This window comes from Streptococcus mitis, from assembly GCA_001560895.1.
Taxonomy (GTDB): domain Bacteria; phylum Bacillota; class Bacilli; order Lactobacillales; family Streptococcaceae; genus Streptococcus; species Streptococcus mitis_Q.
Genome location: CP014326.1, coordinates 1,291,008 through 1,304,760, shown reverse-complemented (window position 1 = coordinate 1,304,760; position 13,753 = coordinate 1,291,008). Strand labels below are relative to the sequence as shown.

Here is a 13,753-nt window from a genome sequence, read left to right as displayed (position 1 = left end):
TTAACTAATCTGTACCCACACAATTATCCTTTTTTTATCTTGTGATTCCTTCTAATCTGACTTAAAATGAAATAGTAGCTACCAATACAAATGATGAGGATAAAACAAATGACTGAAAATCGTTATGAACTAAATAAAAACTTGGCACAGATGCTTAAAGGCGGGGTTATTATGGATGTGCAAAATCCTGAACAGGCCCGTATTGCAGAGGCAGCTGGTGCGGCAGCTGTTATGGCCTTGGAACGAATTCCGGCTGATATTCGTGCAGCTGGTGGTGTTTCTCGTATGAGTGATCCAAAGATGATTAAGGAAATCCAAGAAGCGGTTAGCATTCCAGTAATGGCCAAGGTCAGAATCGGGCATTTTGTGGAAGCTCAGATTTTAGAGGCTATTGAAATTGACTATATCGATGAGAGTGAAGTTCTATCTCCAGCTGATGACCGTTTCCATGTGGACAAGAAAGAATTCCAAGTTCCTTTTGTCTGTGGTGCTAAGGATTTGGGTGAAGCCTTGCGTCGTATCGCTGAAGGTGCTTCTATGATTCGTACAAAAGGAGAACCAGGTACAGGAGATATCGTCCAAGCTGTTCGCCATATGCGAATGATGAATCAGGAAATTCGCCGCATTCAAAATCTACGTGAGGACGAACTTTATGTTGCTGCTAAGGACTTGCAAGTTCCTGTAGAATTGGTTCAATATGTTCATGAACATGGAAAATTGCCAGTTGTAAACTTTGCGGCTGGAGGTGTTGCAACGCCAGCAGATGCTGCGCTAATGATGCAATTAGGGGCAGAAGGTGTATTTGTCGGTTCAGGTATTTTCAAGTCAGGAGATCCTGTTAAACGAGCGAGTGCTATTGTTAAGGCTGTGACTAACTTCCGTAATCCTCAAATCCTAGCTCAAATCTCTGAAGATTTAGGAGAAGCCATGGTTGGTATCAATGAAAATGAAATCCAAATTCTCATGGCTGAGCGAGGAAAATAGATGAAAATCGGAATATTGGCTTTGCAAGGTGCCTTTGCAGAACATGCAAAAGTACTAGATCAATTAGGTGTCGAGAGTGTTGAAATCAGAAATCTAGATGATTTTCAGCAAGATCAGAGTGACTTGTCGGGTTTGATATTACCTGGTGGGGAATCTACAACCATGGGCAAGCTCTTACGTGACCAGAACATGTTGATTCCTATCCGAGAAGAAATTCTATCTGGCTTACCAGTGTTTGGAACCTGTGCTGGCTTGATTTTGCTGGCTAAGGAAATCATTTCTCAGAAAGAAAGTCATCTTGGAACTATGGATATGGTGGTCGAGCGCAATGCCTATGGGCGCCAACTAGGGAGTTTCTATACGGAAGCAGAATGTAAGGGAGTTGGTAAGATTCCAATGACTTTTATTCGTGGTCCGATTATCAGCAGTGTTGGAGAGGGTGTAGAAATTCTAGCAACAGTTGAAGATCAAATCGTTGCAGCCCAAGAAAAAAATATGTTGGTAACTTCTTTTCATCCAGAATTGACTGATGATGTGCGTTTGCACCAGTACTTTATCAATATGTGTAAAGAAAAGATAGTGGAATAAAAAGTGATAAATCAAGTTTCGATTCGCTTTTTCCAAAAAATCATTTTTAAGTCATCTGACAGCATTCTGTGAATTTATATTTATTTACGATAAATTAGAAAAGAATGATCGTTTTGACTTAGGGTATAAAGCTTATATACTGAATATGGTGTTCAAGTGTCTTTTATTGAAAGGCACTTTAGAGGATGGAGTTAAAATACTATTCTATCCTCCTTAATACTCTTAGAAAATCTCTTCAAACCACGTCAGCTTCACCTTGCCGTAAGTATGGTTACTGACTTCGTTAGTTTCATCTACAACCTCAAAACAGTGTTTTGAGCAACCTGCGGTTAGTTTCCTAGTTTGCTCTTTGATTTTCGTTGAGTATAAAAATGATGTATAGGACTGGTCAAAAAGATCACTTCGAAAATAGCAAAAAACGGGGCTGGAAAAAGTCTTTAAAATCAAAAAAACGCATAGTATTGAACTGCACCCCAAAAGTTAGACAGAAAAAATCTAACTTTTGGGGTGTTTTTATTATGAAATTAACTTATGATGATAAAGTTCAGATCTATGAACTTAGAAAACAAGGATATAGCATAGAGAAGCTTTCAAATAAATTTGGGATCAACAATTCTAATATTAGGTACATGATTAAATTGATTGATCGTTACGGAATAGAGTTCGTCAAAAAAGGAAAAAATCGTTACTATTCTCCTGATTTAAAGCAAGAAATGATTCATAAAGTCTTACATGAAGGCTGGACTAAAGATAGAGTTTCTCTTGAATACGGCCTCCCAAGTCGTACGATACTTCTTAATTGGCTAGCACAATACAAGAAAAACGGGTATACTATTGTTGAGAAAACAAGAGGGAGATCAACTAAAATGGGACGTAAACGGAAGAAAACTTGGGATGAAATGACAGAACTAGAGCGACTCCAAGAGGAGAATGAACGCTTACGTACTGAGGTGGCTTACTTAAAAAAGTTAAAAGAGCTGGAAGACAGGGACGAAACCATACAGCGAGAAAGGCAGAGACAATTAGAGAAATGGCTTCAGGAGGATTTCGACTAGATTTACTTCTTGAAGTGGCTCGTTTACCTCGCTCAACTTACTATTATCAGTTGAAGGAACTAGATGGGCTTGACAAAGATAAAGATCTTAAAGCTGAAATTCAAGCTATTTTTACTGAGCACAAAGGAAATTATGGCTATCGCCGAATAACTCTTGAATTGAGGAATCGTGGTCATATAGTAAACCATAAGAAGGTCCAACGTCTGATGAAAATCCTTGGTTTAAGTGCTCGAATTCGCCGTAAACGAAAGTATTCTTCCTACCAAGGAGAGATTGGCAAGAAAGCAGAGAATCTCATTCAACGCCAGTTTGAAGCATCGAGACCAATGGAAAAGTGTTATACGGATGTGACAGAGTTTGCCATTCCAAATAGCACGCAGAAATTGTATTTATCGCCTGTTTTAGATGGCTTTAACAGCGAAATTATTGCTTTTAATCTTTCTTGTTCTCCTAATTTAGAACAAGTAAAAACGATGTTGGAACAGGCCTTCACAGAGAAATACTACGAGAATACGATTCTCCATAGTGATCAAGGTTGGCAATACCAACACGATTCTTATCATCGGTTCCTAGAGAGTAAGGGAATTCAAGCATCCATGTCACGTAAGGGCAACAGCCCAGACAACGGTATGATGGAATCTTTCTTTGGCATTTTAAAATCCGAAATGTTTTATGGCCATGAGAAAAACTTTAAATCACTTAATCAATTGGAACAAGCCATTATAGACTATATCGATTACTACAACAACAAACGAATTAAGGTAAAACTAAAAGGACTTAGTCCTGTCCAATACAGAACTAAATCCTTTGCTTAAATTAATTGTCTAACTTTTGGGGGTCAGTACAGTATCAGGTGTTGAAAAAACTTGATACTATGCATTTTTTGTGGGAAGATTTACTTCAGTTTCTACTGAAATTGAGTTTTTGCCCAGTTTCTGGTAATTTTCCACGGAAGACATGGGATTCGAACCCACGCACGCTGTTACACGCCTACCGCGTTTCCAACACGGCCTCTTAAGCCTCTTGAGTAATCTTCCAATACTTACTCAAATAGTCTACCATAAAGGCTCTTATCTTGCAATAAAAATTCTAGAAATAAGAAAAATGATAGATTTTGAAAGAAAATGATAAAAAATGCTTGACTTTGAAAGGAAGTATGATAGAATGAATAGTGTAAACGATAACAGGAGGTAATTCAGTGTTAAAAACAGAGCGGAAGCAACTGATTTTAGAGGAGTTAAATCAACATCATGTAGTTTCTCTAGAAAAATTAGTTAGTTTGCTAGAGACCTCAGAATCAACGGTTCGAAGAGACTTGGATGAGTTGGAAGCAGAAAACAAGCTTCGTCGCGTGCATGGTGGAGCAGAATTACCCCATTCTTTGCAGGAAGAAGAAACCATTCAAGAAAAATCTGTCAAAAACCTTCAAGAGAAGAAGTTGCTGGCTCAGAAGGCGGCCTCTCTCATCAAGGAACAAGATGTCATCTTTATCGATGCTGGAACAACGACTGCTTTTTTGATTCATGAATTGGTTAATAAGAATGTTACAGTTGTGACCAACTCTATTCACCATGCGGTTCAGCTGGTTGAAAAGCAGATTCCAACTGTCATGGTTGGAGGAAGTGTCAAGATGGCGACAGATGCGAGCATCGGTGGCGTTGCTCTCAACCAGATTAATCAATTGCACTTTGACCGTGCCTTTATCGGGATGAATGGTGTGGACGATGGTTATTATACGACTCCTGATATGGAGGAGGGAGCTGTTAAGCGTGCTATTTTAGAGAATGCCAAACAGACCTATGTCTTGGTGGATTCGTCTAAAATTGGACAAACTTGCTTTGCCAAGGTGGCACCACTCAAACGAGCTATTGTTATCACAAGTCAAGGGCATGAGCTCTTGCAGGTTATTAAGGAGAAAACGGAGGTAATAGAAGTATGATTTATACAGTCACACTCAATCCATCCATTGACTATATCGTTCGTTTGGACCAAGTCCAAGTCGGTAGTGTCAATCGAATGGATAGTGATGATAAGTTTGCTGGTGGGAAAGGAATCAATGTCAGTCGTGTCTTGAAACGCTTAGATGTTCCCAATACAGCAACTGGATTTATCGGTGGTTTTACTGGTAAATTTATCACAGATACTCTGGCAGAGGAAGAAATCGAGACACGTTTTGTCCAAGTAGCAGAAGATACTCGCATCAATGTCAAGATTAAAGCAAACCAAGAAACAGAGATCAACGGAACGGGTCCAAATGTCGAACCAGCCCAGTTAGAAGAGTTGAAAGCTATTTTGTCTAGTTTAACAGCAGAAGATACAGTTGTCTTTGCGGGTTCGAGTGCTAAAAATCTAGGCAATGTCATCTATAAGGATTTGATTGCCTTGACGCGTCAAACGGATGCGCAAGTGGTTTGTGACTTTGAAGGACAGACCTTAATTGATAGTTTGGACTACCAGCCACTTTTGGTCAAGCCGAACAATCATGAACTTGGAGCGATTTTTGGGGTTAAACTTGAAAGTTTAGATGAAATTGAGAAATACGCTCGTGAGTTACTGGCTAAAGGTGCTCAAAACGTCATTATCTCTATGGCTGGTGACGGTGCCCTTCTTGTTACATCTGAGGGAGCTTACTTCGCTAAACCAATCAAAGGAACAGTCAAAAATTCAGTTGGGGCTGGTGATTCTATGGTCGCTGGATTTACAGGTGAATTTGTCAAATCCAAAGATGCAGTAGAAGCCTTCAAATGGGGAGTTGCTTGTGGAACAGCAACGACATTCTCAGATGACTTGGCAACGGCAGAATTTATTAAAGAAACATATGAAAAAGTTGAGGTAGAAAAACGATGAAAATTCAAGACCTATTGAGAAAAGAAGTCATGTTGCTGGATTTGCAAGCAACTGAAAAAACAGCTGTTATCGAAGAGATGATTAAAAGCTTGGTAGATCACGGTTATGTGACAGATTTTGAAACATTTAAAGAAGGTATTTTGGCACGTGAAGCTTTGACTTCTACAGGTTTGGGTGATGGAATCGCTATGCCCCACAGCAAAAATGCTGCTGTCAAAGATGCGACTGTTCTCTTTGCTAAGTCAAACAAGGGTGTTGACTATGAGAGCTTGGATGGGCAAGCAACTGACCTCTTCTTTATGATTGTAGCTCCAGAAGGTGCCAATGACACTCACTTGGCTGCCTTGGCAGAATTGTCTCAATACTTGATGAAAGACGGTTTTGCTGACAAACTTCGCCAAGCAACATCAGCTGATCAAGTCATCGAACTTTTTGACCAAGCTTCAGAAAAAGCTGGGGAGGCTGTTCAAGCGCCTGCCAATGAAACTGGTGACTTTATCGTAGCTGTTACAGCTTGTACGACAGGTATTGCCCACACTTACATGGCCCAAGAAGCCCTTCAAAAAGTGGCTGCTGAAATGGGTGTTGGGATCAAGGTTGAAACCAACGGTGCCAGTGGTGTTGGTAACCAATTGACAGCAGAAGATATCCGCAAGGCTACAGCTGTTATCATCGCAGCAGACAAGGCTGTTGAAATGGATCGCTTCGATGGCAAACCATTGATCAATCGTCCAGTGGCTGATGGTATCCGTAAGACAGAAGAGTTGATCAACTTGGCTCTTTCTGGGGATGCTGAAGTTTACCGTGCTGCTAATGGAGCAAAAGCTACAACCGCAAGCAATGAAAAACAAAGCCTTGGTGGTGCCTTCTACAAACACTTGATGAGTGGTGTATCTCAAATGTTGCCATTCGTTATCGGTGGTGGTATCATGATTGCCCTTGCTTTCTTGATTGATGGGGCTTTGGGTGTTCCAAATGAAAATCTTGGCAATCTTGGTTCTTACCATGAACTAGCTTCTATGTTCATGAAAATCGGTGGTGCAGCCTTTGGTTTGATGCTTCCAGTCTTTGCAGGTTATGTTGCTTACTCTATCGCTGAAAAACCAGGTTTGGTAGCAGGTTTCGTGGCTGGTGCTATTGCAAAAGAAGGCTTTGCCTTTGGTAAAATCCCTTATGCTGCAGGTGGTGAAGCAACTTCAACTCTTGCAGGTGTCTCATCTGGTTTCCTAGGTGCCCTTGTGGGTGGATTTATCGCAGGTGCCTTGATCCTTGCTATCAAGAAATACGTTAAGGTTCCTCGTTCCCTTGAAGGTGCTAAGTCAATCCTTCTCTTGCCACTTCTTGGAACAATCTTGACAGGATTTGTCATGCTAGCTGTCAACATTCCAATGGCAGCAATCAACACTGCTATGAATGACTTCCTAGGCGGTCTTGGAGGCGGTTCAGCTGTCCTTCTCGGTATCGTCCTTGGTGGAATGATGGCTGTTGACATGGGTGGACCAGTCAACAAAGCGGCTTATGTATTTGGTACAGGTACGCTTGCAGCGACTGTTTCTTCAGGTGGTTCTGTAGCCATGGCAGCAGTTATGGCTGGAGGAATGGTGCCACCGCTTGCAATCTTTGTCGCAACGCTTCTTTTCAAAGATAAATTTACTAAGGAAGAACGCAACTCTGGTTTGACAAATATCATCATGGGCTTGTCATTTATCACTGAGGGAGCGATTCCATTTGGTGCCGCTGACCCAGCTCGTGCGATTCCAAGCTTCATCCTTGGTTCAGCAGTAGCAGGCGGACTCGTTGGTCTTACTGGAATCAAACTCATGGCTCCACACGGAGGAATCTTCGTTATCGCCCTTACTTCTAATGCCCTTCTTTACCTTGCCTCTGTCTTGGTAGGAGCAATTGTAAGTGGTGTGGTTTATGGTTACCTACGCAAACCACAAGCATAAAAATTAGATGTAAAATGAAAAGATTGTACCGTTCGGTGCAGTCTTTTTCTCTTTCCGAAATGGATTTGAAATATGGTATAATAGAAGAATGGCAAACAAGAATACAAGTAAAACAAGACGGAGACCGTCTAAAGCAGAACTCGAAAGAAAAGAAGCGATTCAACGAATGTTGATTTCGCTTGGAATCACGATTTTATTGATTTTCGCAGCCTTTAAATTAGGGGCTGCAGGTATCACCCTTTACAATTTAATTCGCTTGCTGGTGGGTAGCCTAGCTTATCTGGCAATATTTGGTATCCTGCTCTACCTCTTCTTTTTCAAGTGGATACGAAAACAGGAAGGACTCTTATCTGGATTTTTCACCATATTTGCTGGCTTGCTCTTGATTTTTGAGGCCTATTTAGTTTGGAAATATGGTTTGGACAAGTCCGTTCTACAAGGAACCATGGCTCAGGTTGTGACTGATTTGACTGGTTTTCGAACGACCAGTTTTGCTGGTGGAGGCTTGATTGGTGTTGGACTCTATGTGCCAACAGCCTTTCTCTTTTCAAATATCGGTACTTACTTTATTGGTGTTATCTTGATTTTAGCAGGTGCTCTCCTAGTTAGCCCTTGGTCTGTTTACGATATTGCTGAATTTTTCAGTAGAGGCTTTGCCAAATGGCGGGAAGGGCATGAGCGTCGAAAAGAGGAACGCTTTGTCAAACAAGAAGAAAAAGCTCGTCAAAAGGCTGAGGAAGAGGCTAGATTAGAAAAAGAAGTCGCTGAGAAAACCTTACTCGATTTGCCTCCTGTCGATATGGAAACGGGTGAAATTTTGATAGAGGAAGCCGTTCAGGATTTTCCACCTATGCCTGAAGAAGAGTGGGTGGAACCAGAAATCATCCTGCCTCAAGCTGAACTTGAATTCCCCAATCAGGAAGATAGCTCTGATGATGAAGAGGTACAGGTTGATTTTTCAGCTAAGGAGGCTCTTGAATACAAACTTCCAAGTTTACAACTCTTTGCACCTGATAAACCCAAAGACCAGTCTAAAGAGAAGAAAATTGTCCGGGAAAATATCAAAATCCTAGAAGAAACTTTTGCCAGCTTTGGTATCAAGGTGACAGTTGAACGGGCTGAAATTGGCCCATCAGTGACCAAGTATGAAGTCAAGCCAGCAGTTGGTGTACGGGTTAACCGCATTTCCAATCTAGCAGATGACCTCGCTCTAGCCTTGGCTGCTAAGGATGTCCGGATTGAAGCTCCAATCCCAGGGAAATCTCTCGTTGGAATCGAGGTTCCTAACTCTGAAATTGCGACTGTGTCCTTCCGCGAACTATGGGAACAGTCTCAAACGAAAGCAGAAAATCTCTTGGAAATTCCTTTAGGAAAGGCGGTTAATGGCACAGCAAGAGCTTTTGACCTTTCTAAAATGCCTCACTTGCTCGTCGCAGGTTCAACGGGTTCAGGGAAGTCAGTAGCAGTTAACGGAATTATCGCTAGCATTCTCATGAAGGCGAGACCAGATCAAGTCAAATTTATGATGGTCGATCCCAAGATGGTTGAGTTATCTGTTTACAATGATATTCCCCATCTCTTGATTCCAGTTGTGACCAATCCACGCAAGGCTAGCAAGGCTCTGCAAAAGGTTGTGGATGAAATGGAAAACCGTTATGAACTCTTTGCCAAGGTGGGGGTTCGTAATATTGCAGGCTTTAATGCCAAGGTAGAAGAGTTCAATGCTCAGTCCGAATACAAGCAGGTTCCACTGCCACTCATTGTTGTGATTGTGGATGAGTTGGCTGACCTCATGATGGTAGCCAGTAAGGAAGTGGAAGATGCTATTATCCGTCTTGGACAGAAGGCGCGTGCTGCCGGGATCCACATGATTCTTGCAACCCAGCGTCCATCCGTTGATGTCATCTCTGGTCTGATCAAGGCCAATGTCCCATCTCGTGTGGCGTTTGCAGTTTCATCTGGTACAGACTCTCGTACGATTTTGGATGAAAATGGAGCAGAAAAACTGCTTGGCCGAGGGGATATGCTCTTTAAACCGATTGATGAAAATCATCCAGTTCGTCTGCAAGGATCCTTTATCTCAGATGATGATGTCGAACGCATTGTAAACTTCATCAAGGCTCAGGCAGATGCGGACTATGATGAGAGTTTTGATCCAGGTGAGGTTTCTGAAAATGACGGAGAATTTTCAGATGGTGAATCTGGTGGAGATCCGCTTTTTGAAGAAGCCAAGGCTTTGGTTATCGAAACCCAGAAAGCCAGTGCGTCCATGATTCAGCGTCGTTTATCAGTTGGCTTTAACCGTGCGACCCGCCTTATGGAAGAACTGGAAATGGCAGGTGTCATCGGTCCAGCTGAAGGTACCAAACCTCGAAAAGTGTTACAACAATAAATTTCTCTCTGTCACCTATAGTGAGTTTAATAAAAGACAAACTTGGAGAGGACAATCGTTGGAGTTTACTTATAAGGTCATCATTTGATGGCTTTTTTCTATACTAAAATTGATGATTGATGCTGCACAAAAATCAAATAGCAAACTAGTCGCAGGTTGCTCAAAGTACAGCTTTGAGGTTGCAGATAAAACTGACGAAGTCAGTAACATACGTACGGCAAGGCGACGATGACGCGGTTTGAAGAGTATTTATCTATGATGTATAATTAATTGAATCTAGAATAGTACAAAATGATTTTTAAAGCATGACATGGATTTGGATTCCTCAACAGATTTGTTCACATCTTATTTCAATCTGCTATATATCAAGCTAAAACAGGTTTAGAATTTCTTTTAGATATACAAAAACTCCCCTATAGTTTCTAGTGAATGTTTGTTTTTCACTGTCCACTATAAGGGGAGTTTTTGTACTCATTATGGGCTAGATTTTTCTTTTTTATTTTATTAAACTGCATAGCTTACTTTTTCAGTAAAATCAGACGTTGTATTCGCCAGATATTGTACGACATCAATATACTGCTGTTTAAAAATTTGAGAGTTCTGCAGATTTTGAGTTCAGTTTCTGTTTACTCACCAAAGAAAAATGGTGGGGCGAATTTTTTCAATTCTTCAAAGCAATGTTGGGCAGCCTCTGCATCTTCACAGATGACAAGGCAGACATCATCACCACATAGGGTAGCAATAGCGTCAGGGAAACTCAAAGCATCGATGATAGAACCAAATGATTGAGCCAGTCCAGGAAGGGTTTTTAGTAGAACTTGGTTCTGAACTGGACGCATCAAGACGAGAGCATCTTCCATGTAGATTTCGAGACGTTTCTCCCATTTTGAGATAGAACCTGTATTGAGCACGTAGTAAGAGTTATCTTCTTCACGTACTTTTGAAAGGTTCATGCTTTTAATATCTCTCGAAAGTGTAGCTTGTGTAACTTGAATGTCATTGTCAGCAAGAAGAGCTTGTAATTCAGCTTGTGTGTGAATCTTATTTTTCGTTACAAGAGCTCGTATGAGTTGGTGTCGGTGTTCAGATTTATTCATAAAATGTTACTCCTTGTACAAAGTACAGAAAGCGTGGACTGATCGAAATCGTCAGTCGGGCGGTAAGCGGTATTGTCACGTATGATGATTTCAAAGTCAGTAGTATAAAGAACTAGATGGAGAGCGTCTCCCTCTTTTAACTTGTCACTAGTTGGGTTCAGATGACTTGGATATCTATCCGTTCATCTGCATCACTGTTCTTTACTGACAGTGAATCATTTAATTATGGTAGCATTTTGTCACGGCTTCTTGTGAATGTACGCTAAACGGCAATTCACAGAAATTGTCCAACATGTGGTGTGGTAGCGTGTATAATAGAGGGTCACACATGTTGGTTAGGGGTGTTAGTATCATTTGTCCAAGGTTCAGCAGCGGGGGTAGAATAATCTGTTCTTTGGACAGGATTTGATACCAAGTTTATGTTTCGTTAGTCTATTCAAGTGAGGGGATTGATTATAGGAAGGCAAATGGTCACGTAATTAAGCCTTCCTTGGAAAATTTCAATATTGAAAGTCTGATAGCCTATACCTTTTGGCAAGGTAGGATAAGTGTAGACTGTTCAAGATCGACAGTCAGGTGGTAAGCGGTATTGTCACGAATGGTGATTTCAAAGTCAGTGGTATAGAGGACTAGACGGAGAGTATCTCCTTCTTTTAACTTGTAAATAGTCGGTTGCAGTTCAAACTGGATATCCATCCATTCATCTGCATTAATATTCTCAACTATTAGCAAATTATTTCGATTTTGCAAATTGAGGTAGCCCTTGGTTACGACTCGTTGTGAATCTGGTCTAAATGGCAGTTCACAGAGATTTTCCAACATGTGGTAGCGACCGTTGTCAATGGTTCTAGCACTTAAAACAGCTGGATAAGGTTGTAGGTATTTCTTTTGCCCAAATTCTAGCAGTTGGGCAGATAAGAGCCCCTTGTTTGTACTGGATTTGATACGAAGATTGAGCAGAGCGCGACCGTTCAGGTGGAGATCTTTGGTCACAGGAAGGTCAATAGTAATTTGATTGGCTTTTCCTTGATAAAGTTCCGTATTGAAGGTCTGGTAGGTCTTGCCATAACGCTCAAAATCCTTATCTGAGTACTGGTTTTGAATCACTTGCTCTTCTTGACCAAGTGAGAAGGTTTCAAAGTTTTCTTGCCCACCTAAGTTATCAAGTGATAACCAAGTCTGAGGGGTTGTATTGTCCTGCCAAATGACAGTAGGAAGTTGGAAATCTGTTTCCTGTCCCAGTAATTTCTTAGTCAATAAGGCATTCATGGACTCACGGAAGTCAATGGACTGCCAGTTGTTCATATAAACATGGGCACCATTATGGAAAAAGAGGTGCTTGTTGATATGAGTAGGAAGAGCATGGAACATCTGGTAAACATGAAGTGGTTTGACATTCCAATCCTGAGAACCGTGGGTAAAGACAACCTCTGCCTTTACTTTATGGGCATTGAGCAGATAGTTGCGGTCATGCCAAAACTGGTTATAGTCGCCGGTCTTGCGATCCAGTTGTTCCTTTACTTTTTCTAAGTCAGCTTGGTGAGCTTCATTACCTCGGATATAGTCGCCAGCCAAGAGATTTCGTGAGTAGGTTAGTTCAGCAAGGGAGTCAAAGTCCTCACCTGGATAGCCACCTGGACTGGTCACCAGACCGTTTTCACGATAGTAGTTGTACCATGAGGAGATACCAGCTTCGGCGATGATAACCTCTAAGCCATCGACACCTGTAGTAGCAAGACCATTTGACATGGTTCCTAGATAGGAAAGTCCAGTTGTGGCTACTTTTCCATTTGACCAGTCAGCCTTGACTTGACGCTGGCGCGTATGGTCGGTAAAGGCACGGCAACGGCCATTAAGCCAATCGATGACATTTTTATAAGCCTCAATTTGTTGGTAGTCGCCATTAGTCATGAAACCAGTAGAGTTTTTGGTACCAACACCTGAAACATAGAGATTAGCAAAACCTCGTGGAAGGAAGTAGTCGTTGAGACTATAGCTAGCGTTGATGTGAGTTAGCTTTTCCTCCGCTTCTGATACAAGCTCAGCTTGACCTTGAGGCTGGACTAGATTGAGTTGAGGTTCTTCTAGATCAATCTTATGAGCAGGTTTAATTTCAAGTTTGCCCTCCATCTTGTAGAGAGCCTTGTCACTAGCCCTGTCATTGGTTCCCTGATGATAGGGACTGGCTGTCATGACAGCGGGGATTTGTCCGTTATAACGAGGACGAATAATGTTGACCTTGACTAGGTCTGGTAGCCCTTTTTGATCAGTATCCACACGAGACTCGACGTAGACCACTTCTCGAATGACATCGTGGCTAGAAAAAGTAGCCAAACTCTTGCCGTTAAAGTAGTGATAGTCATTATCCTCAGGAATAAGACCGTCACTGACTAGTTGGTCGATAAGAGTATTTCCCTTTTTGGTGCGAGTATTGAGTAACTGATAGAGATTTTCAATCAAGTCACCATATATAATGGGAAATCCAGTTTCTTTACGGAAAACGTCACTATCTTCGAAATCAACCAAATAAGAAAAGCCTAAAAGTTGAAAAGCAACAGTATAAAAAATATCTGCTGTCAGTTCATCTTCTGATTGAAAAAATGTTAGCAAGTCATTTTTTTTATCAACTGCCAAACTGGATAGAGGATAGGTACTATCTTTATAAGTAAAAAAGAAACGACTTAAAAAAGCCTCTAACATCTTTTTATCTGCCATATCAGATGGAAAATCAAATCCATACTTTTTTAATTCATATAAAATAGTATTTCTTGGAAGTGCTAAATAGCTGAATTGATTAAAGCGCATATAACCTCCTTATAAAACAATAATTAAGGTTATTAT

Annotated in this window: 11 protein-coding genes and 1 tRNA gene; 8 read left to right on the top strand and 4 right to left on the bottom strand. The window is 41.1% G+C overall.

Features of this window, described 5'->3' with window-relative positions:
• Window positions 1-108: 108 nt before the first annotated feature.
• Window positions 109-984, top strand: coding sequence for a pyridoxal biosynthesis lyase PdxS (locus AXK38_06230; GenBank protein AMH88862.1), 876 nt, complete (start codon window positions 109-111; stop codon window positions 982-984).
• A complete protein-coding gene (locus tag AXK38_06225; protein ID AMH88861.1) occupies window positions 985-1,572 on the top strand; it encodes a glutamine amidotransferase in 588 nt (195 codons plus the stop codon).
• A 222-nt stretch (window positions 1,573-1,794) separates the two neighbouring features.
• On the opposite strand, the gene AXK38_06220 is transcribed toward AXK38_06225, so the two are convergent.
• Window positions 1,795-1,926 carry a hypothetical protein gene (locus AXK38_06220; GenBank protein AMH89648.1) on the bottom strand — a complete coding sequence of 44 codons (132 nt, stop codon included), beginning with the start codon at window positions 1,924-1,926 and terminating at the stop codon, window positions 1,795-1,797.
• A 164-nt stretch (window positions 1,927-2,090) separates the two neighbouring features.
• On the opposite strand from AXK38_06220, the gene AXK38_06215 reads away from it, so the two are divergent.
• A complete protein-coding gene (locus AXK38_06215) occupies window positions 2,091-2,627 on the top strand; it encodes a transposase (GenBank protein ID AMH88860.1) in 537 nt (178 codons plus the stop codon).
• Window positions 2,603-3,442, top strand: a complete 840-nt coding sequence (locus AXK38_06210) for an integrase (protein ID AMH88859.1) — start codon at window positions 2,603-2,605, stop codon at window positions 3,440-3,442. Before AXK38_06215 ends, AXK38_06210 begins: the two co-directional genes overlap by 25 nt.
• A gap of 134 nt (window positions 3,443-3,576) precedes the next feature.
• Here the strand turns inward: AXK38_06210 and AXK38_06205 are convergent.
• Window positions 3,577-3,664 (bottom strand) — tRNA-Ser (locus AXK38_06205).
• Window positions 3,665-3,825: 161 nt separating this feature from the next.
• Here AXK38_06205 and AXK38_06200 point away from each other — a divergent pair.
• The 4 genes from AXK38_06200 to AXK38_06185 all read left to right on the top strand — a co-directional run bounded on the left by AXK38_06200 (window position 3,826) and on the right by AXK38_06185 (window position 9,815).
• On the top strand, window positions 3,826-4,566 hold the full coding sequence (locus tag AXK38_06200) for a DeoR family transcriptional regulator (protein ID AMH88858.1): 741 nt from the start codon (window positions 3,826-3,828) through the stop codon (window positions 4,564-4,566).
• Window positions 4,563-5,474: a 1-phosphofructokinase gene (locus AXK38_06195; GenBank protein ID AMH88857.1), complete on the top strand. Its 912-nt coding sequence runs from the start codon at window positions 4,563-4,565 to the stop codon at window positions 5,472-5,474. Before AXK38_06200 ends, AXK38_06195 begins: the two co-directional genes overlap by 4 nt.
• On the top strand, window positions 5,471-7,423 hold the full coding sequence (locus AXK38_06190; protein ID AMH88856.1) for a PTS fructose transporter subunit IIC: 1,953 nt from the start codon (window positions 5,471-5,473) through the stop codon (window positions 7,421-7,423). The genes AXK38_06195 and AXK38_06190 overlap by 4 nt, the downstream gene beginning before the upstream one ends.
• A 166-nt stretch (window positions 7,424-7,589) precedes the next feature.
• Entirely contained in the window at window positions 7,590-9,815 is a 2,226-nt protein-coding gene (locus AXK38_06185; protein AMH88855.1) for a cell division protein FtsK, read from the top strand.
• 626 nt (window positions 9,816-10,441) lie between these two features.
• Here AXK38_06185 and AXK38_06180 read toward each other — a convergent pair.
• Together AXK38_06180 and AXK38_06175 are read right to left on the bottom strand one after the other, a co-directional pair.
• Window positions 10,442-10,912, bottom strand: coding sequence for an arginine repressor (locus AXK38_06180; protein AMH88854.1), 471 nt, complete (start codon window positions 10,910-10,912; stop codon window positions 10,442-10,444).
• A 522-nt stretch (window positions 10,913-11,434) separates the two neighbouring features.
• The gene (locus tag AXK38_06175; GenBank protein ID AMH88853.1) at window positions 11,435-13,717 is read right to left on the bottom strand and encodes an X-prolyl-dipeptidyl aminopeptidase; all 2,283 of its coding nucleotides are present in this window, start codon (window positions 13,715-13,717) and stop codon (window positions 11,435-11,437) included.
• Between the last annotated feature and the right edge of the window lie 36 nt (window positions 13,718-13,753).

Bases quoted from the DNA above. Each gene is read 5' to 3' on its own strand.
- AXK38_06210 (AMH88859.1), top strand. From the start codon at position 2,603: ATGGCTTCAGGAGGATTTCGACTAGATTTACTTCTTGAAGTGGCTCGT.
- AXK38_06230 (AMH88862.1), top strand. From the start codon at position 109: ATGACTGAAAATCGTTATGAACTAAATAAAAACTTGGCACAGATGCTT.
- AXK38_06190 (AMH88856.1), top strand. From the start codon at position 5,471: ATGAAAATTCAAGACCTATTGAGAAAAGAAGTCATGTTGCTGGATTTG.
- AXK38_06225 (AMH88861.1), top strand. From the start codon at position 985: ATGAAAATCGGAATATTGGCTTTGCAAGGTGCCTTTGCAGAACATGCA.
- AXK38_06175 (AMH88853.1), bottom strand. From the start codon at position 13,717: ATGCGCTTTAATCAATTCAGCTATTTAGCACTTCCAAGAAATACTATT.
- AXK38_06195 (AMH88857.1), top strand. From the start codon at position 4,563: ATGATTTATACAGTCACACTCAATCCATCCATTGACTATATCGTTCGT.
- AXK38_06215 (AMH88860.1), top strand. From the start codon at position 2,091: ATGAAATTAACTTATGATGATAAAGTTCAGATCTATGAACTTAGAAAA.
- AXK38_06185 (AMH88855.1), top strand. From the start codon at position 7,590: ATGTTGATTTCGCTTGGAATCACGATTTTATTGATTTTCGCAGCCTTT.
- AXK38_06180 (AMH88854.1), bottom strand. From the start codon at position 10,912: ATGAATAAATCTGAACACCGACACCAACTCATACGAGCTCTTGTAACG.